Genomic DNA, 26,333 nt, shown 5'->3' on the forward strand with positions numbered 1-26,333 from the left:
TCCGACCGAACGTCTGAGTCTTTACTGGGGCTGCGGCCCTGGCCCCCGCTGAAGACCACGCCGGACCCCTCCGCGGATCACCCGCCGCGGAGGGGTTTCGCGTGCCGGGGCTCCGCCGGGTTCTGTCGGACGGCGCGGCCACAATGGACGGGTGAGGATCGCGGTGGCCGCCGGCCCCGGCGGCGGGGGAACGCTGCGGACGCTCGCCGACGACGGCACGCCCGCCGCCCCCGCGCGCGCCGTCCCCGACCTGGTCGCCGCGATCGCCGAGCAGGAGCGCGCCGCCGCGCCGCGCTGGGTGTGGCCGTCCACCGCGCGGCTCTACCCGCGGCTGCTCGCCGCCGGCGTGCGGGTCGGCCGCTGCCACGACCTCGAACTCGTGGAGAGCCTGCTGCTCGGCCACGCCGGGCGGCACGGGGAGCCGCGCTCGGTGCGGGCGGCGTGGGCGCGGCTGCGCGGCGAACCGGTGCCGCCCGACCGCCCGCCGCACGAGGAGCGGCCGGCGCAGGCGTCGCTGTTCGACGACGACGCGGGCCGGGACGCCGCCGCCGACGACGACATCGAGCAGGTCGTCGCGGTGCACGCCGCGCAGCGGCGCGCCATGGCCGGGCTGGACGGCTTCGCGCTGCTCGCCGCGGCCGAGTCGGCGGGCGCGCTGGTCGCCGCCGAGCTCGGCCACGACGGGCTGCCCTGGTCGGCCGAGGAGCACGACGCGCTGCTCACCGAGCTGCTCGGCCCCCGCCCCACCGGCGGCCTGCGCCCGCGCAGGCTCCAGGACCTCGCCGACCGCATCAGCGCCGCGTTCAACCCCTCTCCCGCCCCCGCCGGCGGCCCGGCGGAGCACGGGCCGCGACCGGCGCCCCGCGTGCACGTCAACCCCGACTCGCCCGCGCAGGTCGTCAAGGCGTTCGCGGCGGCGGGGCTGCCGGTCCCGTCCACCCGCGCGCACGTCCTCAAGGGGCTCGACCATCCGGCCGTCCCGCTCCTGCTGGAGTACAAGGAGCTGTCGCGCCTGCACACCGCGCACGGCTGGTCGTGGCTCGACACGTGGGTGAGCGGCGGCCGGTTCCGCCCCGAGTACGTGGTCGGGGGAGTGGTGTCCGGGCGCTGGGCCACCAGCGGCGGCGGCGCCCTGCAGATCCCGCGCGTGCTGCGCCGGGCGGTCGTCGCCGACCCCGGCTGGTCGCTGGTCGTCGCGGACGCGGCCCAGCTCGAACCCCGCGTGCTCGCCGCCCTCGCCGGCGACCGCGCGTTCGCCGAGGCCGCCGCGCACGGCGACCTCTACGCGGCCCTGTCCGACGCCTTCCGCGACGGCGGCGACGGCGGCCGCAGCGCCCGCGACAAGGCCAAGATCGCCCTGCTCTCCGCCATGTACGGGGGCGGGACGGCCGAGGCCGTGCAGCTGCTCGCCGTGCTGAGGAACCGGTTCCCCGCCGCGTTCGAGTACGTGGAGGCCGCCGCGCGGGAGGGGGAGCGGGGCGGGCTCGTCCGGTCCCGGCTCGGCCGCACCTGCCCGCCGCCGTCCGCCGGGTGGCGCGAGCTGACCGCGGCCGGCGAGGGCGACGCGCCCGACCCGGCGGCCGCGCGGGCGCTGCGCAGCCGGGGCCGGTTCACCCGCAACTTCGTCGTCCAGGCGACCGCCGCCGACTGGGCGCTCGCCCTGCTCGGCTCCCTGCGCCGCCGCCTCGCCGCCCTCTCCCCGGCGGACGGCGGCGGGCGGCCCCACCTGGTGTTCTTCCAGCACGACGAGGTCATCGTGCACACGCCCGCCGGCCTGGCCGACGACGTCGCCGCCGCCGTCCGCGCCTCGGCCGATGAGGCGCGCCGGCTGCTGTTCGGCGACACCCCCGTCGTGTTCCCGATGGAGATCGCCGTGGTCGGCCGCTACTCCGACGCCAAGTGAGCCGCGAGCGCGCGGATCGTGTTGGCGGCGGCGAACGCGTGGCCCCGCGCGTTCAGGTGCAGCTGATCGGCGCTGTAGATGCCGGGGTCGGCGGCCAGCGGGTGGTCCGGCGGGTTGTGGACGTGGCAGGCCCCGAACTCGGCGGCGACGTCGGCGGTGAGGGCGGCCAGCCGCCGCGTCCGCGCCGACAGCACGTCCCGGTGGCGTGCCGGGCCCAGGCCGGCGACGGTGATGTCGAACAGCCCGATCGTGACGACGTCGGCGCCGGCGGCGCGGAACGCGGAGATCATCGAGGCCAGCTCGCGCCGCACCCCCTCGGCGTCGAACTCGCGGCGCAGCATGTCGTTGCCGCCCGCCACGACGAACGCCAGGTCGGGCCCGAACTCCAGCGCGGGCCGCAGCTGCCCCGCCGCCACCTCGGCGGCGACGAGGTTGCGGCGGCCGAGGTTCAGCGCGGTGAACCCCGGCACCGCGCGGCGCAGCGCCTCCTCGACGCGGTCGGTCCACGACAGGTCCCGGTACCCGGGCACCGGGTCGCGGACGCCCGCCGCGACGCTGTCCCCGATCGTCACCATCCGGCGCCAGGGCGCGCCCGCCAGGAGCGCGGCGGCCTCGGCGGCGGGCAGGACGGCCGGGTCGGTCCGTTCGGACAGGGTCGTTTCGGTCATGGTCGGCTCCTTCACGCGGTGATGCGCCGGACGGCCGGCAGCAGGCCCGCGATGCCCGTGCCGGCGGCGGCCAGCGTGCAGAACAGGTAGACGGCGGTGTAGTCGTCGTGCGCGGCCCCGGCGGGCAGCAGCGCGGCGAGGACGGCGATGCCGAACGCGCCGCCGATCTGGCGCGCCGTGGTGTTCAGGCCGGTGGCGCCGGCGAACCGCAGCGGCCCGGCGGAGAGGGCGGCGGCGGAGGCGGTGCCGGTGGTGACCATGCCCATGCCCGTCCCGACGAGGAGGCCGACCGGGAGCCAGAACGTGCTGAAGTGCGGGTCGGCCGGCAGCGCCGCGATCGTCCAGACTCCCGCGGCGACCATGATCAGCGCTCCGCCGGCCAGCGCGGGCCGGACGCCGATACGGCCGGTCAGCCGGCCCATCGCGATCGCCGCCGCGGTGGCGGTGAACGCGCCGGGCGTCGAGGCGAAGCCGGCCTTGAGGATCGAGTAGTCCCATTCGCCGGTCAGGTAGAGGACGCCGAGCAGCAGCCACGAGTACAGGGCCGTCCCGTACAGGAACGACGCGGCGTTCGCGGCGGCGAACCCGCGGTTGCGCCACAGCGAGATCTCCAGCGCGGGCACCGGGTGCCGCGCCGACCGGCGGAGGGCGGCGGCGACCAGGAGGACGCCGCCGAGCAGCAGGGCGAGCGTGCGGGCGTCGGTCCAGGCCCAGTCCTGCGTCTGGGTCACGCCGAGGACGACGCCGCCCACGCCGGCGCCGAGCAGGACCGTCCCCGCGAGGTCGGGCAGCCGTCCCGCCCCGCCCGCCGCGCGCGGCAGCCGCAGCCCCCCGAGCAGCATCGCCAGGCCGACCGGGAGGTTGATGACGAACAGGGACCGCCAGCCGAACTGGTCCACCAGCACCCCGCCGACGCCGGGGCCGATGGCGGCGGCGAACGCGCCCGCGGCGCTCCACAGCCCGATGGCGCTCGCCCGCCGCTCGGCGGGCGTGTCGTGCAGCAGCAGGGCCAGCGACGCGGGGATCAGCACGGCGGCCGCGGCGCCCTGCACGCCGCGCGTCGCGAGCAGGACGGGCACGTTCGGCGCCAGCGCGCAGGCCAGCGACGCCAGCGTGAACAGCCCGGCGCCGCACAGGTACAGCGCCCGCCGCTCGACCAGGTCGGCGAGCCGCCCGGCGGGCGCGAGCAGCGCCGCGAACGGCACCGCGTACAGGGTGATCACCCAGGTCAGCCGGGACAGCGGGCTGCCCGGGAAGTCGGCGTGCAGGTCGGGGACGGCCAGGTTCGCCACGGTGGCGTCCAGCATGGCCAGGAACGTCGCCCCGGCCGCCAGCCAGGGCACGTCCCGCCGCGCGGCCGCCCGGAGCGGCGGCGCGGCGGTGGTCTCGGTGGTCATCGGCGAAGCCTCTCGGAGAAAAATAAACGAACGATCGTACTTTCTTCTCCGAACCGGCCCGCCGTCAAGAGGGCGGGCGCTTTGACTTTGCACGAACGGTCGTGCACATTAGTGGGCGTGAGCACCGACGGACGGCTCCTCAAGGGCGAGCAGACCCGCAACGTCATCCTGTGCCGGGCCGCCGACATCGCCTCGGCGGAGGGCCTGGAGGGCCTGTCGATCGGCCGGCTGGCCACCGAGCTGCGGATCAGCAAGAGCGGCGTGTTCACGCACTTCGGCTCGAAGGAGGAGCTGCAGCTCGCGACCGTCCGCAAGGCGGCCGCCGTGTTCCGCGAGCACGTCGTCGAGCCCGCCCTCGCCGTCCCCGCGGGGCTGGGCCGCGTCCGCGCGCTGCTGGACGCCTGGCAGCGCTACCAGCGCGCCCCCGTCTTCCCCGGCGGCTGCTTCTTCCACTCCACGATGGCCGAGTTCGACGCCCGCCCCGGCCGCGTCCGCGACGCCATCGCCGGGTCGCAGGGCGACTGGCGGGCCTTCATGGAGCGCTGCCTCCGCGAGGCGCAGGAGAGCGGCGAGATCGACCCGTCCGCCGACCTCCCGCAGCTCGTCTTCGAGCTGGACGCCGTGTGCCGCACCGGCGCGGCCAACGCCCTCCTGCACGACGACCCGGCCTTCTACGACCGCGCCGCCCGCGCGATGGACGCCCGGCTCGCCGCCGTCACGGCGCGCGGCGGGCCGCGCGGTGCCGGCTGAGGGCCCGCCGCGCCACCGCGAGCAGCAGCGCGTTCAGCCTTGGACGCGTCGACGCCGCCGGTCTCACGTGACGAAAAGATCACGGGCGCGGTGGGGCGGAACCCCCACCGCGCCCGTGGAAGGCCCGGCCCGGAGGCCGCGCGTCAGCTCGCGGTCGTGTACGAGGGACGAGAGTTGAGCGCCTCGACGTCGGAGAACGACGTCTTGCGGTAGGCGCCCGTGATGGCGGTCAGCTCGTCCGGGGACAGGACGTCCTCGATGCGCTCGAACCCCCGCGGCGCCCGCTCGCTCACCATGTGCAGAATGCGGTCCGCCGGCATGTCGCGGCACGCCAGGACGATCGCGTTGGCCTTCTCCCGGCGCTCCGCCTCGTACGCGAGCAGCCCCTCGGCGGGGTCGGCGGCCCGGGCCAGCTCGTGCGCCAGGACCCGCGCGTCCAGGACGGCCTGGGAGCCGCCGTTCGACCCGATCGGGTACATCGGGTGCGCGGCGTCGCCGAGCAGGGTGACGCGGCCGAACGTCCACCGGTCGAGCGGGTCCCGGTCGACCATCGGGTACTCCAGGATCTCCGCGGAGCCGGACAGCAGCGCCGGGACGTCCAGCCAGTCGAACGTCCAGTCCGCGAAGTGGGGGAGCACGTCGTCGAGCCGGCCGGTGCGGTTCCAGTCCGCGGAGGCGGTCTGCAGGCCGGCCGGGAGCTTGACCTCGGCGACCCAGTTGAGCAGGGCCTTCCCGCGGCGCTCGGCGCGCATCGAGATCGGGTAGACGACGATCTTGGCCGCGGTGTTGCTGCCCGCCACGGCGAGCGTCCGCCCGGTCAGGAACGGCTCGCCCTCGGTGAGGCCGCGCCACATGCGGATGCCGTTCCACAGCGGCGCCGGCTCGCCGGGGTACAGCTGCGCGCGGACCGCCGAGTGCAGGCCGTCCGCGCCGACCAGCACGTCCGCCTCGACGGTCTCCGCGGTCCCGGACGCGCGGTCGAGCAGCCGCGCCCGCACCCGCGTCCCGTCCTGCTCGAAGCCCTCGAAGACGGTGCCGGTGCGGACGGACTCCTTGCCGAGCCGCGACAGCACCGCGTCCAGCAGCGCCATCTGCAGCTCGCCGCGGTGGATCGAGTACTGCGGCCAGCGGTAGCCGAGCGCCCGGCCGCGCGGCTCGCCCCAGATCCGGCCGCCGTACCGGTCGAAGTGCACCATCTCGGCGGTGGGGATGCCGAGGTCCGCCAGCTCGCCGCCGAGCCCCAGCTCGGTCAGCTCGCGGACGGCGTGCGGGAGCAGGTTGATGCCGACGCCGAGCGGCCGCAGCCGCTCCGCCGAGTCGACGACGAGCGACTCGACGCCGGCCTCGTGCAGGCTCAGCGCCGTGGTGAGCCCGCCGATGCCCGCTCCCACGATGAGTACGCGCATGCCGCGCACGCTCATGTAAACGCCCCTTCGTTCGTAGGGGCGGACCCGGCACCCAGCGTGCCCGGTCCGCCCCGGTGACGGTCGTGCGCCGCCTCTAGGCGGCCGTCCTCACTGCGAAGGCTTCGACCCCAGCGCGGGCCCCGCGGCGGCCGGCGCCGCGCCCGCGACCTTGGCGCCGCCGCGGACCAGCCGGCCCACCTCCGCGCGCAGCCGGACGAACTCCGGCAGCCCCCGCGTCTCGATCTGGTCGCGGGCGGACGGCAGGCCGACCGGCAGGTCGGCGTGCACCCGGGCGGGGGAGCGGTTCAGCACCACGACCCGGTCGCCGACGTAGACGCTCTCGTCGATGTCGTGCGTGACGAGCAGGATCGTCATCTTCTCGTGCCGGTGCACCTGCAGGACCAGGTCCTCCAGGTCCTCCCGGGTCTGCGCGTCCACGGACCCGAACGGCTCGTCCATCAGCATCAGCGACGGGCGGTACGCCAGCGCCCGCGCGATCGAGACGCGCTGCTGCATGCCGCCGGACAGCTGCCACGGGTACTTGCGTCCCGCGTCCGGGAGGCCCACCGACTCCAGCGCCTCCTGCGCGGCGGCGCGCCGCTCCGACTTGGACTTGCCGCGCCGGCGCAGCGGCAGCGCGACGTTGTCGCGGACGGTCAGCCAGGGGAACAGCGAGCGGCTGTAGTCCTGGAAGACGACGGCGAGGTCGTCGGGCACCCCGTCGATCGGCTTGCCGTCCAGCGTGAGCGTCCCGCCCGTGGGGCGGATCAGCCCCGCGATGCAGCGCAGCAGCGTGGACTTGCCGCAGCCGGACGGGCCGACGATGCTGACCAGCTGCCCGTCCGGGACCTGCAGGTCGAGCCCGTCGAGCGCCAGGTGCCCGTCGGCGTAGGAGTGGGTGAGGCCGGTTATCTGAAGCATCACGGCCGCCTTTTCTCGTGTGTACGTCTTGAGGTTCGTCTGCGCGGCGGTCATCGTCAACTCGCGAGCCGCTGGGCGCCCGTGTGCCACGCCAGCAGCCGCCGCTCCAGCAGCATGAACACGGCGTTGAACAGGAACCCGAGGATGCCCAGCATCACGATCCCGGCCCACATCCGCGGCAGCTCGAAGGTGCGCTGCGCGATGAGGAGCTCGGAGCCGATGCCCGACGTGCTGCCGAACAGCTCGGAGATGACCATCAGGATCAGCGCGAACGACAGCGCCACCCGCAGCCCGGCGAAGATCTTCGGGGCCGCGGCGGGCAGGATGATCGTCAGCAGCCGGCGCAGCGGGCCGACGCCGAACACCCGGGCCGTCTCCAGCTGGAGCGGGTCCACGGTGCGGACGCCGTCGGCGGTGTTGAGCAGCACCGGCCACACCACGCCGAACGCGATCGTGACGATCTGCATGGTCGCGCCGAGCTGGAACACCATGATGAAGAACGGCACCAGGGTCGGCGGCGGCACGGCGCGCAGGAACTGCAGCACCGGGTCGAACAGGTCGTTCATCGTCCGCGACCGGCCGATGGACGCCCCGATCACGACACCGGCCACGCCGGCGGCGGCCCAGCCGACGAACAGGTGCGCCAGGCTGGTGGAGAAGTCGTCCACCGCGTCGTCGGTGAGGAACAGCTGCGACGCCGGACCGGAGAACCACAGCCCGTGCAGCGTCTTGATGATCGTGGTCGGCGGCGGGAAGTAGGTCTCCTTCACCGCGCGGGTGACGAGCTCCCACAGGACGAACCCGAGCGCGACGAGCCACGCGCGCTCGGCGAACCCGCGGAGCCCCTTCAGGACCTTCATGTGATCCCCTCCACCCGTGCGCTCTGCCACCGGAAGGCCACGCGCTCCAGCCCGAGCAGGGCGAGGTTGGCCAGCAGCCCGAGGACCCCGGCCCACACCGCGCCGGCGAGCATGAGGTCGGTCTGGCCGCCGCCGGACTGGGTGTCGGCGAGGTAGATGCCGACGCCGTTGAACCCGCCGGCGATCAGCTCGGTGCTGATCACGACGATGAGGGCGACGGAGGCGGCGATCCGGATGCCGGTGGCGATGAACGGCGCGGCGCTCGGCAGGGAGACCCGCCACAGCACCGCCGGCCCCCCGAACCCGAAGGCGCGCAGGCTCTCCTTGGCCACCGGGTCGACGTCGCGGAGCGCGTACAGGGTGTTGATGAGGATCGGCCACGTGCAGGCATAGAAGATCAAGGACATCTTCATCTGCGTGGGGCTGGCGAACAGGATGATGGCGAGCGGGATCAGCGCGACCGAGGGGATGGGGCGCAGCAGCTCGACCAGGGCCCGCGCGGCGGTGCCGAGGAAGGGCACCGAGCCGAGCAGGACGCCCAGCGGCACCGCCACGAGCACCGCCAGCGCGAGCCCGCCGAACCACGCCTTCAGGGTCGCCCCGACGTCGGTGAGGAACTCCTGGTCGACGGCCAGCTTGCCGGCCTCCCGGAGAACGACCGACGCCGGGGGCAGGGCGGTCGCGTCGACGAGGCCGGCACGGCTCACGGCCTCGAAGACGGCGACCACCCCGGCAGCCCCGGCGGCGCCGAAAGCGATACGGCGAAGGTTCATGAAGACGACGGTGCGGCGATGAACTGCTTGACGTCGATCCGCTTGTCAACGTAGCCGAACTGCTGCATGACGTCCGCGACCCGCTGCAGGCGGGTGGCGTTCAGCGAGGTCGGGTACGTGCCGTAGCTCATCGTGGACGCGACCTTGGCGTCGATGCCCTTGGCGTAGGTCGGCAGGATGTCCTGGACGACCTTGCGGTCGGCGCACTCGCCCTGCGCCTTGGTCAGCGCGCGCTGGAAGGCGGCGACCGTCTTCGGGTTCTCCTTGACGAACTTCTCCGTGGCGGCGTAGCCCGCGATCGGGAAGTCGGCGGTGGGGCCGCTGGACAGGTCGGCGACCATGCGGGCGCCCATGCTCTCCTGCATCTGGGTGCCGAACGGCTCGATCGCCTGGACGGCCTCGACGCTCTTGGACTTCAGCGCCTGCTCCATGGCGGGCGGCGGCACTTCGACGAAGTTCTTGTCCTCGTCGAACTCGACGCCCTCCGGCTTGCCGGCGGCGCGGACCAGCAGCGTGCTGATGTTGCGCTTGGTGTTGACGCCGATCTTCTTGCCGGCCAGGTCCTTGATCGTGTGGTACGGGGAATCCTTGCGCACCATCAGCGTGTGCGTCTTCGGACCGCTCTGGAAGCCCTCGGCGACGATCTTCGGCTTGAAGCCGGGGTCCTTGATCCCGGCGGTCAGCAGCGAGACGTAGTTGCCGAAGCTGAAGTCCAGCCGGCCGCTCTTCAGCAGCGGGATGCCGGCGGCGCCACCCGGGATGACCTGCGTCTTCACGCTGAGGCCCTCGGCCTTGAAGTAGCCCTTGCTGATCGCGAGCTGGACCGGCGCGGTGTCGGCCACGGTCATGGTCCCCAAGGTGATCTGGGACTTCTCCAGCCCATTCGAGGACTTGCTGTCATCGGAGTCGCCACAGGCGACCGCCGTGAGCGCTACCGCGATGGCGAGGGCGCCACAGACGGTCGCGCGGCGGTGGGAAGCAGACATGAACAACGCTCCATTTTGCGGGGGAAGCTGGTCGAAAGCTGATCTTTCGACGAGCGGGGAGCGTAGCGCACTGGGACGCCACCATGGGGGAGATGCGAGCTTTACATGCATAAACGTGAACACAGGTCAACAGGCAGTGACATTCGTATCCTCTGCATCACAAGTCCAGACCTGTGTGATCATTCGGGTTGGCCATGATGGTGGCTCTGTGTTGCAATGTTCGGCGCTTGCCCGCAGTCGTGCGGGGAGGTGACGCGACCCGAATCTCGTTCAGGTCACTGTGCGCCGCGAGCGGTCGATCCATGGAGAGGTAGCGGAGGGCAGTGCGGAAAGCCGAAGGGGCCGAGCCGGCCCCGCAGTCCCCCCAGCCAGCCCCGCCTGCCAGGGAAGACGCCCCGAAGAGAGGCTCTCTGGGAGGCCGGTTCAAGCTGCGCAACTGGCGCGTGCGCACGCGTCTGTTCGCCCTCATCGCGGTGCCCACGATCGTGGCCGCGCTGCTCGCGGGCTACCGCGTATCGGTGTCGATGGACAACGCCGACGCCTATGCGCGGACAGGCCAGTTGGCTACTCTGGGTAATCAACTGACTGCGCTCGCGCACGAAGTCGAGAATGAACGCGACGCGATGGCGGAAAGGGCGGCCGGCGGTTCGCGGGCCGTCAGCGCCGAAGCGCTCCAATCTCGCCAGGAATCGGTCGACGCCGCCGCGCGGAAGGTGCGCGACGCCGCCGCGGCCGTCCATACCGACTCGCCCGCGGTCGAGCTTCAGCTCAAGAACGTCGTGAACCGCGTCACCGAGCTCCGGTCGCTGCGCCAGCTGGCCGCGCGCCTGGCGCCCGGCCCGATCATCGACAAGTACAGCGAGTTCATCGACGACTTCACCGACTTCCACCTGCTGGTGTCCCAGGACGCGCCGACGCCCGAGCTCGCGCAGACCGCGCTGTCCCTCGCCGACCTCGCGAGGGCCAAGGACGCCGCGTCCCGCGAGCGGGCGCTCATCTCCGCCGCGTTGTGGGACGGGCGGTTCGAGCCGATCGACCGCGCCTCCGTCGAGGACGCCCGCTCGGACCAGAACACCAGCATCAACTCGTTCCGCAACTCCGCCACCCCGGCCCAGCTGCAGCTCTTCGAGGACACCGTCACCGGCCCCGAGCTGGACCGCGCGGAGTTCACCCGGCTGCGCACCCTCGCCGTCGCCGACGCGTCCCCGCTGCTGCGGGTCAGGCTCGGCGCGAAGGTCGCGCGCAGCTGGACCGCCGACGCCGGTGCGCGGGTCGACAAGCTCCGCGCGGTGGAGCAGAGCATCGCCACCGACCTCGCGGTGTCCGCGCACGACGCCGAGTCCGACGCGCGGACCGACGCGATCCGGGACGGGATCCTGCTGTTCCTCGTCCTCGCGATCGTGCTGGCGACCGTCATCGTCGTGGCCCGCTCGCTGGTGCGGCCGCTGCGCCGGCTGCAGGCCGGCGCGCTCGACGTCGCCAGCACCCGGCTGCCCGGCCTGGTCGACCGGCTGCGCGACCCGGAGGCCGCGGCCGGCGGCATCGAGGTCGAGCCGATCGACATCGACTCCACGGACGAGATCGGCCAGGTCGCGCGGGCCTTCGACGAGGTCCACCGCGAGGCGGTCCGGCTGGCGGCCGACGAGGCGGTCCTGCGCGGCAACATCAATGCGATGTTCGTCAACCTCTCCCGGCGCAGCCAGTCGCTCATCGAGCGCCAGCTGCGGCTGATCGAGGAGCTGGAGCAGAGCGAGCGCGACGAGGAGCAGCTCGCCAACCTGTTTCGGCTGGACCACCTGGCCACCCGTATGCGGCGCAATTCGGAGAACCTCCTCGTCCTCGGCGGTCAGGAGCAGGTGCGGCGCTGGAACAAGCCGGTCCCGCTCATCGACGTCGTCCGCGCGTCGCTGTCCGAGGTTGAGCAATACGAACGGGTGGCGCTGCGGGTTCAAGGCGACATGGCGGTCGCCGGCCCCGTCGTCAACGACCTCGTCCACCTGCTGGCCGAGCTGGTCGAGAACGCCACCGCGTTCTCCTCCGAGCACACCAAGGTCACCGTCTCCGGGCAGATGCTCAGCGGCGGCGGCTGCATGCTGCAGATCACCGACAACGGCGTGGGCATGTCGCCGGAGGAGCTGGAGCAGGCCAACTGGCGGCTCGCGAACCCGCCCGTCATCGACTTCTCCGCCGCCCGCCGCATGGGCCTGTTCGTGGTCGGCCGCCTCGCCGTCCGGCACGGCATCCGGGTCGAGCTGCGGGCCGCCCAGGGCGGCGGCCTCACCGCGTTCGTGGTGCTCCCGGACGCGGTCGTCACGCCCGGCGACTCCGGCGGCCTCGCCGCCCGCGGCCTCGGCCCGCGCGAGTCCGGCTCGCACGGCCAGCTCGCCGCGCTCACGACGACCGGGGAGCAGGGGTTCCGCCAGGACGACTACGGCCCCGCCGGGCAGCCGATGGGCGCCTCCGCGGGCGGCACCGGCGCGCACCCCATGGTCGGCGGCACCGGGCCGCTGCGGCAGGTCCGCGGCGGCACCGATGCCCAGCCGGTCGTCAACGAGACGGGGCCGATCCCGGTCGGCGGCTACTCCGGCACCGGACCGCAGCCGGCGGTGTCGCCCATGGACCGCCGCCCGCTGCGGGACCGCCGCCGCGCCTCCGACGACCCGTACCAGTCCGGCGACCGGCAGCCGCCGCGCCGGCCGGGCGAGCTGCCCGTCCGCGAGCCGGGCGCGCACCTGCCGGGCCGCCCGTCCGACGACGGCGCGCCGAACGGGCTGTTCCAGCCGCGCGAGGAGCGCCCGCAGGAGCCCGCCGAGCACGGCTCCGCCGGGGGCAACGGCGTCTACCGGCGGGGCGGCCGCACCGGGCCGCAGTCCGTCGTCCCGGAGGCGCAGCCGGTGGTGCCCGAGCCCGGCGCCGCGCGGCAGATCCCGTGGGAGACCGGGCCGATCCCGGTCGGCGACTCCGGCCAGGCGCCGGCGGACCCCTACGCCGACGGCGCGGCGCCCGCCGAGGAGTACGCCCCGGAACCGCCCGCCCCCGAGCCCGCCATGCGGGCCGCGGCGCCGCAGCCCGAGCCGAAGGCGCCGCGGGTGCCCGAGCGGTCGCCCATCTTCGACGCGATGCAGTCCGAATGGTTCCAGCGCAGGTCCGGAAGCACATCCGGGGAGGATCCGGTGAAGGGTTGGGAGTCGCCCGCCGACGCGGGGTTCCGCGCCGCCGAGGCCGCCCGGCAGCCGGTGGCGACGTCCCGCACGAGCGTGGGGCTGCCCAAGCGGGTGCCCGGCAAGAACCGCGTTCCCGGCGCGGTCGGCCGGGCCGCGGCGGGCGCCTCCGCGGGCGCCGGGACGCAGCCTCCGGCGGGGCCGCCTCCGGGCAGACCATTGCCGAGCGGTGCCGGTCAAGGGCAGTCTGTGCAGGGACGACAGCCCCAGGGGCAGCAGCCGCCCGGCCAGCAGCCGCAGGTTCAGCAGGGACACGGCCAGTCGGCCGACTTTGTACGCAACCGTTTCGCGAGCCTGCAGCGCGGCGTCCACCGCGGGCGCAACGAGGCTCGCGGCGGAGGCACGTCAGGTGAGGCGCCGTCACAGGGTGACGGCGAGACAGGAGGCACCCGGTGAGCGGGCAGGATCTCAACTGGTTGGTGACGAACTTCGCGGACCGTGTCGCGAAGGTCGCGCACGCCGTCGTGGTCTCCTCGGACGGACTTCCGATGGCGTACTCGTCCGGCTTTCCGCCCGAGCGGGCGGACCAGCTCTCGGCGATCGCCTCGGGGCTGATGAGCCTGACCCAGGGCGCGGCGAAGATCTTCGACGCGGGCGGCGTGAACCAGACCGTCGTGGAGATGGACCGCGGGCTGCTGTTCGTGATGTCCATCACGAACGGGTCGGTGTTCGCGGTGCTCGCGGCGCCCGACTGCGATCTCGGGCTGGTGGCGTACGAGATGACGCTGCTGGTGGAGCGGGTGGGCCGGGTGCTGACCCCCGCGCTGCGCGCCCAGGAGCAGCAGCCTCCGTACTCCGGGCCGCCGGTGACCGAGATGGGTGCCGGCCCGGCCCGCTATTGACCGTGACTGACTCTGACGGAGGTCGGCGACATGGATCGAGGCAGTCACTACGGAGGCGGTCCGGGCGGGCCCGGACGCTGGTCCGGTGACCAGGGCCGGGTCCCGGCGCAGGGGCGGCCGCCCGAACGCGAGGAGAGCGAGTCCAGCTCGCTGGTGCGGCCCTACGCGGTGACCGGGGGGCGCACGAAGCCCCGCTACGACCTTGCCATCGAGGCGCTGGTCACCGCGGCGCCCTACCCGCCGCGGGACGTGGCCGTGCTGACCCCGGAGTACCGGGCGATCATGGACCTGTGCCGGTCCGCCCGCTCGGTCGCCGAGGTGTCGGCGCTGCTGCGCCTCCCGCTCGGCGTGGCGCGCGTGCTCGTCGCCGACATGGCCGTCGAGGGGCTGCTGCGCCTGCACCAGTCGCAGTCCCCCACCACCGCCGGCGGACAGCCGGACCTCCGCTTGCTAGAAAGGGTGCTCAGTGGCCTTCGGAAGCTCTGACCAGGTCCCGGCCCCAGGGCCGCACGGCGGAGAGGCCGAGCTGACCTCGGTCAAGATCGTCGTCGGTGGCGGCTTCGGCGTCGGGAAGACCACGTTCGTCGGCTCGGTCTCGGAGATCATGCCGCTCACCACCGAGGCGGTGATGACCGCGGCCAGCGCCGACGTGGACGACCTGTCGGCCGTGCCGGACAAGACGACCACCACGGTCGCGATGGACTTCGGGCGCGTGTCGCTCGACAGCGAGCTGATCCTGTACCTGTTCGGCACGCCCGGGCAGCACCGGTTCTGGTTCATGTGGGACGACCTGGTGCGCGGCGCGATCGGCGCCGTCGTGCTGGTCGACACGCGCCGGCTGGAGGACTGCTTCGCCGCGGTGGACTACTTCGAGGAGCTCGGCCTGCCGTTCGTGGTGGGCGTCAACGGGTTCCACGGCGAGTTCCAGTACGCCGTCGAGGACATCCGCGAGGCCCTGTCGATCAGCGCGCACGTGCCGATCGTCCAGTGCGACGCGCGCAGCCGGGAATCCACGAAGCAGGTGCTGATCACGCTGGTCAAGCACGCGATGTCGGTGCACTCCGCCGGTGCGCACGCCGCCGCGCCCGCGCAGCAGCCGGGCAGCACCTCGCCGAGCTGGACCTAGCCGCCGCGGGGTTACGGTCGCGTAGGTCGTGTGCACGATGCATGATTAATCTTCGTGATCGACCATGAATCCGTGCTGGGGGTCGCGATGAGCGAAATGGAGCAGATCCAGACGTACGTGGCAATCGGCGACAGCTTCACCGAGGGCCTCAACGACCCCTACCCGGGCGAGGACGACATGTTCCGCGGCTGGGCCGACCGGCTCGCCGAGCACATCGCCGCGCGGAACCCCGGGCTGCGCTACGCCAACCTCGCCGTGCGCGGCAAGCTCGTCCGGCAGATCGTGGAGGAGCAGGTGCCGCGCGCGGTCGAGCTCGCGCCCGACCTGGTCACGCTGTGCGCGGGCGGCAACGACATGATCCGCCCGGGCGCCGACCCGGACGCGCTCGCCGTGGTCTTCGACGACGCGGTCCGCCGGCTGCGCGGCACCGGCGCCCGCGTGGTGATCTTCACGGGCTTCGACACCCGCGGCCTGCGCTCCGGCGCGCGGATCCGCGGCAAGGCGGCGACCTACAACATGCACCTGCGCGCGATCGCCGACCGCCGCGGCTGCGACGTCGTCGACCTGTGGCCGCAGCGCGCCTTCGACGACCCGCGCGCCTGGCACGAGGACCGCCTCCACCTGTCGCCCGAGGGCCACCGCCGCATGGCGCTCCTCGTCGCGAACGTCATCGGGGTCCCCGTCGAGGGCGACTGGCGCGAGCCCTGGCCGCCCCTCGACCGCGCCGACTGGCTCACCATGCGCCGCGAGGACGTCCGCTGGGCCCGCACCTACCTGGTGCCGTGGATCGGCCGCCGGGCGACCGGCCGGTCCTCCGGCGACGGGCGCAGCCCCAAGCGCCCCACCCCCCTGCCCCTGTGAGGGGCGGGTGATGGGCCGGGCCGTGTGACGCGCCCCGGGACGTGCGGACCCGGGACGCGGGGGCCTCAGGGCGTGGCGGCCTCAGGGCGCGAGGGCCTCCTGCAGGGTCGCCTTCACGGGGATCCTGCGGTGGAGGCCGGTGATCTCCAGTGCCCGGCGGACGATGGGCCGGGGGCCGGCGAGGGTGAGGCTGCCGCCGGCGGCGGTCGCGGCCTTGTAGCAGGCGACGATGACGGACAGGCCGCCGGAGTCCATGAACTCCAGGTCGGCGAGGTCGAGCACGAGGTCCTCGCCGTGCTCGCGGCGCGCCGCGTCGAGGCCCCTGCGCAGGTCCTCGGTGCAGGCGATATCGAGTTCTCCGCACAGCCGGACGACGGTCCGCCCGCCGTCCGACCGCGCGGTCACTTGCAAAGGTGGCACGGGGGGATCCCCTCCTGTGAGCCCAGCGCCGCCCGGAGGGCCGTCCGGGAAACGCTTTCCGTCCGACAACTATCGCCGACGGGGGGCCGCATGCCAACCCGCCGCGACGGGGTGTGCCCGATCCCGCCGGGTCATAGGGTGCTGTCGGACGTGTACGCCCCGCCGCTGCGTAGGAGACGGACTCAGTGAGTGCCCCCCGGCTGCCCGACCATCTCGAACTGCTCCTCACCGAGGAGCCCGTGCTGGACGTCTACGCGCACGGGCCGTGGCGGGTGCCGGACGGCCTGTACGAGGAGATCCGCGAGCGGGCGGTCGCCTACAACACCGACGAGCGCGCGGTCGTGCTGACCCGGCGGCTGAGCGACTTCTACGGGGACCGCACCAGCGCGGCGGGCGCCGAGCAGTGGTCGCTGCTGACGTTCCTGCTGGGCGCGTCGGCGGTCCGCGGCGGGTCGCGCGGCGATGTCGACTACGAGCTCCTGTCGGACTTCCTGGCGACGCCCGAGTCGGCCGTGCGGGACCCGTCGGCGTGGTTCACGCAGGGCGGCCGGTGGCGCCCGCCCGGACTGTGGCTGCCCGAGCCGGCCGGGGACGACCCCGAGCGGCGCGCGGTGATGTTCGAGCTGGCGCGGGCCGGGCTGGACGTCTTCGAGGGGCTGGAGCCGGTGGAGCGGCGCCGCCGGGCGCTCATCGGGCTGTTCGACCGGCGGGCCGCCGACCCGGCGCTGCGCGAGCTGGACATGGCCGTCCCCAACAGGCGGCTGGAGGCCGCGTGGGCCTCCGGGCTGACCGAGGAGGAGCTGGCCGTCCTGCCGGAGCTGGCGGGGCCGGTCGGGTACTTGGGATGGGCGTGCGAGGGCCTGGACGCGGCGCACGAGCGGCTGTCCGGCGCCGTGGCCGACGGGGACCACCCCGACGTCGCGCTCGCCCGGCTGCTGCTGGCGGCCGACGCGCGGGTCGTCCCGGCCGAGCTGGCGGTCGTGCTCGGCACCGCGCGGTACGAGAACGTGGAGGAGCGGTTCCGCGCGGCGCGCGAGGGCTTCTCCGCCGAGGCGTGGCAGCACGCCGTGCGCGCGTGGCTCGCGCGGGGACTGGTCGCGGGGGAGGCCGACGCGGCCCGCGCCTGGGTGGACATGGCCGTCCGCATCACCGGCGCGGTGCAGGGGCTGCCCGAGGCGCCGGTCAGCCCGAAGTGCCGCGTGCCGGTGCGCCCGTTCCAGACCGACCTGCGGCGGCTGTTCACCGCCAAGCGGGTCTTCAACACGCTGAAGTTCGAGCCCGGGCGGCCGGGCGGGGAGGCCGGTGAAGAGGGCGGCGCGGAGGCCGGGAAGGAGCGCCCCGGGCGGGCCGCGATCCCGGAGCCGGGGCTCGTCGGGCAGCCCGAGCTGGCCCGCGCGCTGCGGGACGCGGTGGCCGCGCGGCTCGCGGGGGAGCGGGCCGTCCGGCTGCTCATCGCCGGCCCGGAGGGCACCGGGAAGGGCACCGCCGCCGAGATCGCCGAGGCGATGCTCGCCGAGGGCGGCGCCGTCCGCGAGGCGCAGTGGATCTCCGACCAGGTGTTCGCGTCGCTGGGCGTCAGCGACGCCGTCCTGTGGCTGCAGGCCCGCGTCCGCGACTGCCTGGAGGGGCGGATGCTCCTCGTCGTGGACGACCTGGAGAAGCTCGCCGCCAACGAGCGCTGCGGGGCGGCCGCCGCGGAGGAGCTGCGCCGGCTCATGGCCCGCGCGCCGTCCCTCAACGTCATCGCGCTGTGCCGGCCCGGCGGCGACCGGCGGCTGTTCGACGCCAACCCGGCGCTGGTCCGGGCGTTCGACGTCGCCCGCACCCGCGACTTCACCGAGGACGACTTCGCCGAGCTGTTCACCCTCGCCGTCGCGCGGCGCGGCGCGCGCGTCGCCCCGGCGGTCGCGGCGGCGGCCGGCGGGATGCTGCGCCGCACCCCGCCGCTGCTGAACCTGCGCGGCGCCCGGCTCGCCGAGCACATGGCGGGCGAGGCCGTCGCCGCCGCCCGCGCCCGCGCGGACGGCGCCCCCGAGGTCGTCGACGCGGACCTGCCGCAGCGCCTCATCGCCGGCCGCCCCGCCGACAGCGACCCGCTCGCCGAGCTGGCCGCCTGCATCGGCATCGAGCCCGTCAAGCGGGAGGTCGACGCGCTCATCGCCGAGGCCAGGGCGGCGCGGCTGCGCCGGGAGGCCGGCATGACCGCGCGGACGCGCCCCCGGCACCTGGTGTTCACCGGCAGCACCGGCACCGGCAAGGGCAAGATCGCGCGGATCCTCGGCCGCATCTACGCCGACCTCGGCGTGCTGTCGTCCGGCCACCTGGTCGAGGTGGAGCGCGCCGACCTGCTCGGCGAGTACGCCACGGAGAGCGTGCTGCGGGTGCGGCGCGCGGTGGAGGAGGCGCACGGCGGCGTCCTGCTGGTGCGGGACGCGCACGCCCTGGTCTCGGCGGCGCCGGACGCCGCGCGCGGCCGGGAGGTGCTGGACGTCCTGCTGACCAGCGTCCAGGCGCACACCGAGGACCTCGTCGTCGTGCTGACCGGCCCGCACGCGGAGATGAACGGGCTGCTGAAGGCCCACCCCGACCTGGCCGAGTTCTTCCCCCGCACGATCCGGTTCCCCGACCTGACCGACGACGAGCTGGTGCAGGTCTTCGCGGCCAAGGCCGCCGACTCGGGGTTCGCGCTGGCGCCCGGCGTGCTCGACAAGGTCCGCGCGCTGGTCGAGGCCGCGCCGCGCGAACGCGGGCTCGGCAACGTCCGCATCATGACGAACCTGCTCGACCGCGCCGTCGCGATGCAGGGCCGCCGCGTCCTCGCCGACGGGATCGTGGACGAGGGCGAGTCCCTCGACGAGATCCTGCTGGAGGACGTCCCCGACACCCTCACCCGGGGCCGCGAGGACGTCCCCGGCGACCCGCTCGCCGAGGTGGAGCGGCTCATCGGGCTGGCCGACATCAAGCGGGAGGTGGCCGCGCTGGTCGCCGAGGTCCGCGCCGAGCAGCTGCGGCGCGACGCCAAGGTGTCCCCGTCGCCCCCCGCCCGGCACATGGTGTTCATGGGCAACCCCGGCACCGCCAAGACGACGATCGCGCGGCTGATCGCCGCCGTGTTCGCCCGGCTGGGCCTGCTGTCGTCCGGGCACCTGGTGGAGGTCACCCGCGCCGACCTCGTCGCCGAGTTCGTCGGGCAGACCGCGCCGCGGGTGCGCGGCGCGGTCGAGCGCGCCCTCGGCGGCGTGCTGTTCGTGGACGAGGCGTACGCGCTGTCGTCCTCCGGCGGCGACCGGCGCGACTTCGGCCACGAGGCGATCGCCGAGCTGCTGCGGCTGATGGAGGAGCACCGCGGCGACCTGGTGGTGATCGTCGCCGGCTACGACGCCGAGATGGAGCGGTTCCTGGAGGCCAACCCGGGGCTGAAGTCCCGTTTCCCGAAGCGGCTGCGGTTCCCCGACTACACCGACGACGAGCTCGTCACGATCTTCGAGTTCATGGCGGCGGAGGCCGGGTTCGCGCTCGCCCCCGGCCTGCTGGACGCGCTGCGCGACCGCATCGCCGCGCACCCGCGCGGCGCCTCGTTCGGCAACGCCCGGCTGGTCCGCAACCTGCTGGAGGCGGCGATCTCCCGGCAGGCCCAGCGCATCACCGCCCGGGACGACGCGGGCCGCGACGTCGGCGCGGGCGAGGTGGTCCTGCTGCGCCCCGAGGACCTCCCCGACGCCCCGCCCCGCGACGAGGACGCGGGCTACGGCCTCTACATCTAGCCCGCCCGGCTAGCCGGCCTGCGCCCGCGGGCCGTCCGCGCCGTACGCGGCCGCCTGCAGGGAGTACAGGTCGGCGTAGAGGCCGCCGCGCGCCATCAGGGCCTCGTGGTCGCCCTCCTCGATCACCCGGCCGCGCTCCAGGACGTAGATCCGGTCGGCGTATCGCACACTGGCGAGCCGATGCGTGATCAGCAAAACAGTACGCCGAGCGGAGCTCGTCGATTGGTTGGCGGTGGGTGGGGGCTGGAGGACGGTGCGCCGGGCGGAGCTGCCGTCGGCGTGGGTGCGGATGCGCTCGAACAGCTGGTGCTCGGTCCGCGCGTCCAGGGCGGCGGTCGGCTCGTCGCAGATCAGCAGCGGGGCGTCGCGGAAGAACCCGCGCGCCACCGCGAACCGCTGCCACTGGCCGCCGGACAGGTCTGCGCCGCCCTTGAACCGGCGGTCCAGCAGCGTCCCGTAGCCGAGGGAGAGCTCCGCGACGACCTCGTCGGCGCCGGACGCGCGGGCGGCGGCCAGCATCTCCGGGTCCTCGGCGCCGCCGGCGTGGTCGCGGCCGCGCCCCATCGTGATGTTCTGCCGCGCGGTCATCGGCCAGTGCGTGTACTCCTGCGCGATGACGGCGATGCGCTCCCACACGTCCTGCGGCGGGACGGTGCTCAGCGGCACGTCGTCCCACCGCACGTCGCCGGAGTCCGGGTCGTACAGTCCGGCGATGATCTTCGCAAGGGTCGTCTTGCCGGAGCCGTTCTCGCCGACGAGCGCGACCACCTCGCCCTTGCGCAGGTCCAGCGACACGCCGTTGAGGGACGGCGCGTCCGCGCCGGGGTAGGTGAACACGACGTCGCGCACCCGGATGCGGGAGAAGTCGTCCGGCAGGCTCCCGCCCGCCCGCGCCGGCGCGAGGGCGCGGCTCGGGATCCGCTGCTGCGCGGCCTCGCAGAAGTTCAGGTAGTCGCCGAAGTACAGGCCCTCCTCGTAGCACTGGTTGACCGCGTAGACCAGGTTCGCCAGGGACGACTGGCCGGAGCGGATCGCCAGCACCGCGGTGCCCGCCACCGCGAGCGGCACCGCGCCCTTCCACAGCATGACCCCGAGGGCGATGTAGACGGCCGCGGTGGCGACGCCCTTCAGCATGTCGCCGGCGACCCGCGCGACCGTCTGCCGGCGCGCCAGGTCCAGCTCGACGCTCCGCTGGCGGGCGGCCGACACGTCGTACTGGTCGAGCAGGAACTTCCGCATGGTGAACGAGCGCACCTCGGCGGCGTGCTTCCGCTCGACCATCAGGTCCGACAGGATCCACTTCCGGCGCATGACCTCGACCAGGGACAGCATCGTCAGGTACTGCATCCGGGCGCTGCGGACGGACGCCCACCCCTCCGGGACGGCGGTGAGCAGGAGCAGCGGCAGCAGCAGCGGATGCAGCACGCCGAGCGTGCCCGCCGCCGCGACCATGCCCACGAGCCCGGTGAGGACGTCCACCGCCTGCTGGACGACCCGCGGGGCCGACGTCATGCCGCGGGTCTGCGCGCGCTGGAGGTCGTCGAGGAAGTCGGAGTCGTCCAGCGCGGTCAGGTGCACGGCGGTCGTCGTCTCGTACAGCCGCAGCTCGGCGAGCCGCCGCACCTGCGGGTTGAGCCGCGACTGGGACCAGCCGGCGGCCGCCTGCAGCGCGGCCCGCAGCGCCACGGCGCCCGCGACCAGCGCCAACGACGGCAGCGCGTCCCGGACCCGGCCGGGCGTCGGGCCGGCGCTGAACAGCGCGGTGAGCACCCCGGTCGTCGCCAGCAGCCAGAACGCCGTGAAGACGCCCGCGACGAGGTTGAGGGACACCGTCGCGACCGTGTCGACCCGGCTCGCCCGCCAGGCCAGCCCGGCAGCCTGCGCGATCACCGCCGGCAGCCGCCGCGCGACCGTGCCGAGGCCGGTTTCGGCGAGCTCCTTGTCCTTCTCGTGCCACCGGGGCGCGGTGAGCTCCGGGAGGCCGGACGAGGCGGAGCCTTCGCCGCGCCGCCCGCCGCCCTTCCGGCGGCGGGTCCACCTGGAAGAACGCGGTCGTCCGCCCATGCGCCACCCTCCCTGCGTGCACCTGCCCAGGGGCAGTGTGCGCCGTAAGGGGGACGGTGTCCGCTTCATAAGTCACATAGCGCGGTGATTTGTCCGAGCCGACAATCATGCGAGGGATGGACGCGCGGCACCCTCCGCGTTGTCTAAGGTCTACCCATGAACGAGGGCCGGGCGCATAAGCACGCCGCCTACGGGCGGGACCCGTACGGAGACGGGTACGACCCGTACGACGACCCGTACGCGGGGGACCAGCTCGCCGGGGCGCGGTACGACCGGGGCGGGCCGCGCGGCGGGGCGCCGGTCCGGCGCCGCCGGCGGCGGTGGCCGCGGGTGCTCGGCGCCGTCGCGGTCGTGCTGCTGCTGATCGTCGTGGGCGGCTACTTCTACCTGGACTCGCGGCTCAAGCGGGAGTCGGTCCTCGTCGACTATCCGGGGCGCGTCGCCGACACCCCGGGGACGAACTGGCTGATCGTCGGGTCCGACAGCCGGGAGGGCCTGTCGAAGGCCGACCGGAAGCGGCTCGCGACCGGGTTCGCGAGGGGCCGCCGCACCGACTCGATGATGCTGCTGCACTACGGCTCCGGCGGGACGTCCCTCATCAGCCTGCCGCGCGACTCGTACCTGCCGATCCCGGGCCGCGGGTCGAACAAGCTGAACGCGGCGTTCGCGTTCGGCGGCCCCAAGCTGCTCGTGCAGACCGTGGAGAAGGCCACCGGGGTCCACATCGACCACTACGCCGAGATCGGCTTCGGCGGCTTCGTGGGCGTGGTGGACGCCGTCGGAGGCGTCGACATCTGCGTCAAGGACGACATCAAGGACCCCAAGGCGGGCCTCAACCTCAAGGCCGGCTGCCAGACGCTGGACGGCGGGCAGGCGCTCGGCTACGTCCGCACCCGCGCGTTCGCCCGCGCCGACCTCGAGCGCGTGGAGCACCAGCGCCAGTTCTTCGCCGCGCTGATGAAGAAGGCGACCAGCCCGGGGACGATGTTCAACCCGTTCCGCAGCGTGCCGCTGGCGATGAACGCCACGAGCAACTTCCTGGTGGACGAGAACGACCACCTGTACGACCTCGTCCGCATGATGTGGGCGATGAAGGGCGTCAGCGGCGGCGGGGGCGTCACGACGACCGTCCCGATCGGCGGCGGCGGGAGCTCGGCGACGGCCGGGTCGTACATCACGTGGGACAAGGCCAAGGCGGCCAAGCTGTTCGACGCGCTCAAGCAGGACCGGCCGATTCCGCAGGACGTCGTCACCAAGTGACCGCCGCCGGGTGACCGCCGCGGGGTGACCGCCGCCGGGTGACGCGGGCGGCGTCCGCGCGGTTACAGTCGGATCATGCCGGAAGAGACGCCGAACGCCGCGAAGCTGGACGAGCTGTCGTCCAAGGAGCTGCACCGCCGCGCGATGGACCTCGCCAGGGAGCGGCGGGACATCGGCTTCCTGTGGGAGCTGCTGCGCGCGATCCCGGCCGCGGCGGCGGTCACCGGCGAGGTCGGCCGCGCCGAGTTCGACCTCCTCCACGGCCTGTCGCTGCTGGAGGAGTTCACCCACGCGGGGGAGGGCGAGGTCGGGGAGGCGCTCAGGCCCCTGTACATCGGGTACATCGCCGAGCACTCCAACGGGACCTGACCCTCTCTTTGCCTGTCGTTGATCTCTGTCCGGCCGCCCCTGGGAAACACTCTGCGTAGGCAGTCGACCGCAGAGGGTGGTTGAAGTGAACAAGAAGCATATGAAGATCGCCGCCATCGCCTTCGTGGCGTGGTACGTCATCAGCAGGCCCGAGGGGGCGGCGCATCTGGTCAACAACGCCCTGAGCGGGCTCGGCAGCGCGGCGGAGTCGTTGTCGCAGTTCATGAGCGCGATCCCGAGCTGACGGACGGCTCGCGGGCCCCGTACCCCCTGCGGTGCGGGGCTTCTTGGCGTCCGGGGCATCAAGCGGTGGCGCGCGCGTCACAGTAAAATCGCGCTTTGCGGGCAGACGCGCCTGGGCACAATTGGATCGGGTCAGTTGTGTCGCGCGCTACGAACCAGGGACGGCGTACGGATGAAGAAGAACCTCCGCTATGTGGCGATCGCCTTCGTCATCTTCTATTTGCTGAGCTCACCGACGGACGCGGCCGGAGTGGTGAACAACGCCTTCGACCAGCTGGGCCAGGCGGGCAACCAGCTCGCCGCCTTCGTGAACGCCTTGGGCAAGTGACCGGCGGGGGCCGATCGGTGGAGTGACGTTCTAGTATCGGCCTCATGTCTGTCTTCGACGTAGAGATCAACGGTCTGCGGGGCGGCTCCGCGGACCTCGCGCAGTACCGGGGCAAGGCCGTGCTCGTCGTCAACGTCGCCTCCAAGTGCGGCCTGACCCCGCAGTACTCCGGCCTGGAGCGGCTGCAGGAGCGGTACGCGGGACGCGGCTTCACCGTCCTCGGCGTCCCCTGCAACCAGTTCATGGGCCAGGAGCCCGGCAGCGCCGAGGAGATCGCCGAGTTCTGCTCGGCGACGTACGGCGTCACGTTCCCGATGACCGAGAAGATCGAGGTCAACGGCGACGGCCGGCACCCCCTCTACCAGGGCCTCGTCGGCGTCCCGGACGCCGGGGGCTACACCGGCGACATCCGGTGGAACTTCGAGAAGTTCCTCATCGCCCCGGACGGCGCGGTCGCGGCCCGGTTCGCGCCGCAGGCCGAACCGGAGTCCGCCGAGGTCGTCGCCGCCATCGAGAAGAACCTCCCCGCCTGAGCGCGGCCGCGCCCTCCGCTGCGGCGCGGTGCGGGCCAGGTGTGAATCGCGCCACAGCGGAGCGCGTTTGCGCTCTATTCGATGCCCCGTCTAGCTTGTGATGTCCGACAGGACGCGGAGGTGCCCATGGGCGGCTGGACGGCGAACGACATCCCCGACCTCTCCGGCCGGCGGGCGGTCGTCACCGGGGCCAACAGCGGGATCGGCTACCACACCGCGCTGCAGCTCGCGCGGCACGGCGCGTCCGTCGTGCTGGCCTGCCGCAGCGCCGAGCGCGGCCAGGCCGCCCACGACCGGATCAGGGCCGCCGCGCCCGGCTGCGACCTCACGCTCGGCTCGCTCGACCTCGCCGACCTGTCGTCCGTCCGCGGGTTCGCGGCCCGGTACGGCGCCGACCCGCTGCACATCCTCGTCAACAACGCGGGCGTCATGGCCATCCCGCGCCGCTCCACCGCCGACGGCTTCGAGATGCAGTTCGGCACCAACCACCTCGGCCACTTCGCGCTGACCGGCCTGCTCCTGCCCGCGCTGCGCGCCGCGTCCGCCCGCGTCGTCACGGTGACGTCCGGCTTCGCCTGGACGGGCCGGCTGAACTTCGACGACCTGCAGGGCGAGCGCCGGTACCGCAAGTGGACCGCCTACAGCCAGGCCAAGCTCGCGAACCTCGTCTTCGCCAAGGAGCTGGACCGCCGGGTCCCCGAGCTGACCAGCGTCGCCGCCCACCCGGGCTACGCCGCGACGAACCTCCAGCAGACCGGCCCGAAGATGCAGGGCAGCGCGCTGCTGGAGAAGGCCATGGGCATCGGCAACGCGCTGATGGCCCAGTCCGCGGCCGCGGGCGCGCTGCCGTCCCTGTACGCCGCGACGGCGGACGTCGAGGGCGGCGCCTGCTACGGCCCCAGGCTGCTCCAGTACCGCGGCGCCCCCGCGAAGGTGCCCGCGCCCCCGCAGGCGAACCGCCACGGCGAGCGCCTCTGGGAGGTCTCCGAGGCGCTCACGGGCGTCACCTGCGCCCCCGATCCGAGCGCCCGCGCCTGACCCGACCGCCGGCGGGCGGGTTCACGGGGCGCGGGTGATGTCCCAGTCGAGGGTGGCGGGCAGGGAGCCCTCCAGCATGAGGAGCCAGCGTTTGATCTCGACGCCGGAGCCGCCGCTGTAGCCGCCCAGGCCGTTCGAGGCGACGACGCGGTGGCACGGGACGATCAGGGGGATCGGGTTGCTGCCCATGATCTGCCCGACGACCTGCGCGTGGACGCCGGTGCCGCTGCGGTCGCCCAGCTCTCCGTAGGTGACGACCTTCCCGTACGGGACGGACTCGTACAGCGTCGTGAGGACCTGCCGCTGGGCGTCGGAGGTCAGCCGCCAGTCGATCGGGACGTCGAAGGACTTCAGGTCCCCGGCGAAGTAGTCGCGCAGGGCGGAGAGCGCGGGGGCCAGGCGGCCGGGCGCGTCCACCACCGGCAGGCCGGTGGCCTTCGCCGCGCGGGCGCGCGCCGCCGGGGTGTCGCGGAAGTCGAGCGAGACGACTCCGGTCTCGGTCTCCGCGACGAGCAGGCGGCCGAGCACGGTGTCGACGGTGCCGAACGCGAGGGTCTCGGTCATGGTGCGGCGCTCCTTCCCGGTGTGTCCAGCGTCCCA

Annotated in this window: 24 protein-coding genes; 14 read left to right on the plus strand and 10 right to left on the minus strand. The window is 73.8% G+C overall.

Annotated elements, in window-relative coordinates:
* Positions 1–151: 151 nt before the first annotated feature.
* Positions 152–1,903: a bifunctional 3'-5' exonuclease/DNA polymerase gene (locus tag ABTW95_RS19480; protein WP_500226990.1), complete on the plus strand. Its 1,752-nt coding sequence runs from the start codon at positions 152–154 to the stop codon at positions 1,901–1,903.
* Here the strand turns inward: ABTW95_RS19480 and ABTW95_RS19485 are convergent.
* Both ABTW95_RS19485 and ABTW95_RS19490 read right to left on the minus strand, forming a co-directional pair.
* Positions 1,885–2,571, minus strand: a complete 687-nt coding sequence (locus ABTW95_RS19485) for an SGNH/GDSL hydrolase family protein (RefSeq protein ID WP_500226991.1) — start codon at positions 2,569–2,571, stop codon at positions 1,885–1,887. The two genes, ABTW95_RS19480 and ABTW95_RS19485, sit on opposite strands and share 19 nt — an antisense overlap.
* Before the next feature lie 11 nt (positions 2,572–2,582).
* Positions 2,583–3,968, minus strand: coding sequence for an MFS transporter (locus ABTW95_RS19490; protein ID WP_500226992.1), 1,386 nt, complete (start codon positions 3,966–3,968; stop codon positions 2,583–2,585).
* Positions 3,969–4,085: 117 nt separating this feature from the next.
* Here ABTW95_RS19490 and ABTW95_RS19495 point away from each other — a divergent pair, with 117 nt between their 5' ends.
* On the plus strand, positions 4,086–4,718 hold the full coding sequence (locus ABTW95_RS19495) for a TetR/AcrR family transcriptional regulator (RefSeq protein WP_396446094.1): 633 nt from the start codon (positions 4,086–4,088) through the stop codon (positions 4,716–4,718).
* 143 nt (positions 4,719–4,861) lie between these two features.
* Here the strand turns inward: ABTW95_RS19495 and ABTW95_RS19500 are convergent, their stop codons facing one another.
* From ABTW95_RS19500 to ABTW95_RS19520, 5 genes are all read right to left on the minus strand, one after another.
* The gene (locus tag ABTW95_RS19500; RefSeq protein ID WP_500226993.1) at positions 4,862–6,124 is read right to left on the minus strand and encodes a flavin-dependent oxidoreductase; all 1,263 of its coding nucleotides are present in this window, start codon (positions 6,122–6,124) and stop codon (positions 4,862–4,864) included.
* A 108-nt stretch (positions 6,125–6,232) separates the two neighbouring features.
* Positions 6,233–7,045: an ABC transporter ATP-binding protein gene (locus tag ABTW95_RS19505; protein WP_396446092.1), complete on the minus strand. Its 813-nt coding sequence runs from the start codon at positions 7,043–7,045 to the stop codon at positions 6,233–6,235.
* A gap of 56 nt (positions 7,046–7,101) precedes the next feature.
* On the minus strand, positions 7,102–7,905 hold the full coding sequence (locus tag ABTW95_RS19510) for an ABC transporter permease (RefSeq protein ID WP_396446091.1): 804 nt from the start codon (positions 7,903–7,905) through the stop codon (positions 7,102–7,104).
* Complete coding sequence (locus ABTW95_RS19515) at positions 7,902–8,678, minus strand: ABC transporter permease (RefSeq protein WP_396446090.1); 777 nt, start codon at positions 8,676–8,678, stop codon at positions 7,902–7,904. Before ABTW95_RS19515 ends, ABTW95_RS19510 begins: the two co-directional genes overlap by 4 nt.
* Positions 8,675–9,775 carry an ABC transporter substrate-binding protein gene (locus ABTW95_RS19520; protein WP_500226994.1) on the minus strand — a complete coding sequence of 367 codons (1,101 nt, stop codon included), beginning with the start codon at positions 9,773–9,775 and terminating at the stop codon, positions 8,675–8,677. Before ABTW95_RS19520 ends, ABTW95_RS19515 begins: the two co-directional genes overlap by 4 nt.
* Positions 9,776–10,107: 332 nt before the next feature.
* On the opposite strand from ABTW95_RS19520, the gene ABTW95_RS19525 reads away from it, so the two are divergent.
* The 5 genes from ABTW95_RS19525 to ABTW95_RS19545 all read left to right on the plus strand — a co-directional run bounded on the left by ABTW95_RS19525 (position 10,108) and on the right by ABTW95_RS19545 (position 15,714).
* Positions 10,108–13,281 (plus strand): sensor histidine kinase, encoded by a 3,174-nt coding sequence (locus ABTW95_RS19525; protein ID WP_500226995.1) that lies wholly within the window; start codon positions 10,108–10,110, stop codon positions 13,279–13,281.
* Complete coding sequence (locus ABTW95_RS19530; RefSeq protein ID WP_358451981.1) at positions 13,278–13,727, plus strand: roadblock/LC7 domain-containing protein; 450 nt, start codon at positions 13,278–13,280, stop codon at positions 13,725–13,727. The genes ABTW95_RS19525 and ABTW95_RS19530 overlap by 4 nt, the downstream gene beginning before the upstream one ends.
* A 30-nt stretch (positions 13,728–13,757) precedes the next feature.
* Positions 13,758–14,213, plus strand: a complete 456-nt coding sequence (locus ABTW95_RS19535; RefSeq protein ID WP_396446087.1) for a DUF742 domain-containing protein — start codon at positions 13,758–13,760, stop codon at positions 14,211–14,213.
* Between the two features lie 40 nt (positions 14,214–14,253).
* Positions 14,254–14,853 carry a GTP-binding protein gene (locus ABTW95_RS19540; RefSeq protein ID WP_396446160.1) on the plus strand — a complete coding sequence of 200 codons (600 nt, stop codon included), beginning with the start codon at positions 14,254–14,256 and terminating at the stop codon, positions 14,851–14,853.
* A gap of 87 nt (positions 14,854–14,940) precedes the next feature.
* A complete protein-coding gene (locus ABTW95_RS19545; RefSeq protein ID WP_500227025.1) occupies positions 14,941–15,714 on the plus strand; it encodes an SGNH/GDSL hydrolase family protein in 774 nt (257 codons plus the stop codon).
* Positions 15,715–15,795: 81 nt separating this feature from the next.
* Here ABTW95_RS19545 and ABTW95_RS19550 read toward each other — a convergent pair whose 3' ends face one another.
* The gene (locus ABTW95_RS19550) at positions 15,796–16,134 is read right to left on the minus strand and encodes an STAS domain-containing protein (protein ID WP_500226996.1); all 339 of its coding nucleotides are present in this window, start codon (positions 16,132–16,134) and stop codon (positions 15,796–15,798) included.
* Between the two features lie 185 nt (positions 16,135–16,319).
* On the opposite strand from ABTW95_RS19550, the gene ABTW95_RS19555 reads away from it, so the two are divergent.
* The gene (locus tag ABTW95_RS19555; RefSeq protein ID WP_500226997.1) at positions 16,320–19,898 is read left to right on the plus strand and encodes an AAA family ATPase; all 3,579 of its coding nucleotides are present in this window, start codon (positions 16,320–16,322) and stop codon (positions 19,896–19,898) included.
* 9 nt (positions 19,899–19,907) lie between these two features.
* Here ABTW95_RS19555 and ABTW95_RS19560 read toward each other — a convergent pair whose 3' ends face one another.
* Positions 19,908–21,962 carry an ABC transporter ATP-binding protein gene (locus tag ABTW95_RS19560; protein WP_500226998.1) on the minus strand — a complete coding sequence of 685 codons (2,055 nt, stop codon included), beginning with the start codon at positions 21,960–21,962 and terminating at the stop codon, positions 19,908–19,910.
* 156 nt (positions 21,963–22,118) lie between these two features.
* Between ABTW95_RS19560 and ABTW95_RS19565 the strand changes: the two genes are divergently transcribed.
* The 6 genes from ABTW95_RS19565 to ABTW95_RS19590 all read left to right on the plus strand — a co-directional run bounded on the left by ABTW95_RS19565 (position 22,119) and on the right by ABTW95_RS19590 (position 25,733).
* On the plus strand, positions 22,119–23,222 hold the full coding sequence (locus ABTW95_RS19565) for an LCP family protein (protein ID WP_500226999.1): 1,104 nt from the start codon (positions 22,119–22,121) through the stop codon (positions 23,220–23,222).
* A gap of 75 nt (positions 23,223–23,297) precedes the next feature.
* A complete protein-coding gene (locus ABTW95_RS19570; RefSeq protein ID WP_396446081.1) occupies positions 23,298–23,591 on the plus strand; it encodes a hypothetical protein in 294 nt (97 codons plus the stop codon).
* Between the two features lie 85 nt (positions 23,592–23,676).
* Positions 23,677–23,835: a hypothetical protein gene (locus ABTW95_RS19575; protein WP_396446080.1), complete on the plus strand. Its 159-nt coding sequence runs from the start codon at positions 23,677–23,679 to the stop codon at positions 23,833–23,835.
* A 171-nt stretch (positions 23,836–24,006) separates the two neighbouring features.
* The gene (locus tag ABTW95_RS19580) at positions 24,007–24,162 is read left to right on the plus strand and encodes a hypothetical protein (RefSeq protein ID WP_168444831.1); all 156 of its coding nucleotides are present in this window, start codon (positions 24,007–24,009) and stop codon (positions 24,160–24,162) included.
* Between the two features lie 44 nt (positions 24,163–24,206).
* The gene (locus ABTW95_RS19585) at positions 24,207–24,695 is read left to right on the plus strand and encodes a glutathione peroxidase (RefSeq protein ID WP_500227000.1); all 489 of its coding nucleotides are present in this window, start codon (positions 24,207–24,209) and stop codon (positions 24,693–24,695) included.
* A gap of 126 nt (positions 24,696–24,821) precedes the next feature.
* The gene (locus tag ABTW95_RS19590) at positions 24,822–25,733 is read left to right on the plus strand and encodes an oxidoreductase (RefSeq protein WP_500227001.1); all 912 of its coding nucleotides are present in this window, start codon (positions 24,822–24,824) and stop codon (positions 25,731–25,733) included.
* 21 nt (positions 25,734–25,754) lie between these two features.
* Here ABTW95_RS19590 and ABTW95_RS19595 read toward each other — a convergent pair whose 3' ends face one another.
* Entirely contained in the window at positions 25,755–26,297 is a 543-nt protein-coding gene (locus ABTW95_RS19595) for a methylated-DNA--[protein]-cysteine S-methyltransferase (RefSeq protein ID WP_396446077.1), read from the minus strand.
* Positions 26,298–26,333: the final 36 nt, after the last annotated feature.

The sequence above is a fragment of the Spirillospora sp. NPDC127506 genome, from assembly GCF_040302145.1.
Lineage (GTDB): Bacteria > Actinomycetota > Actinomycetes > Streptosporangiales > Streptosporangiaceae > Spirillospora.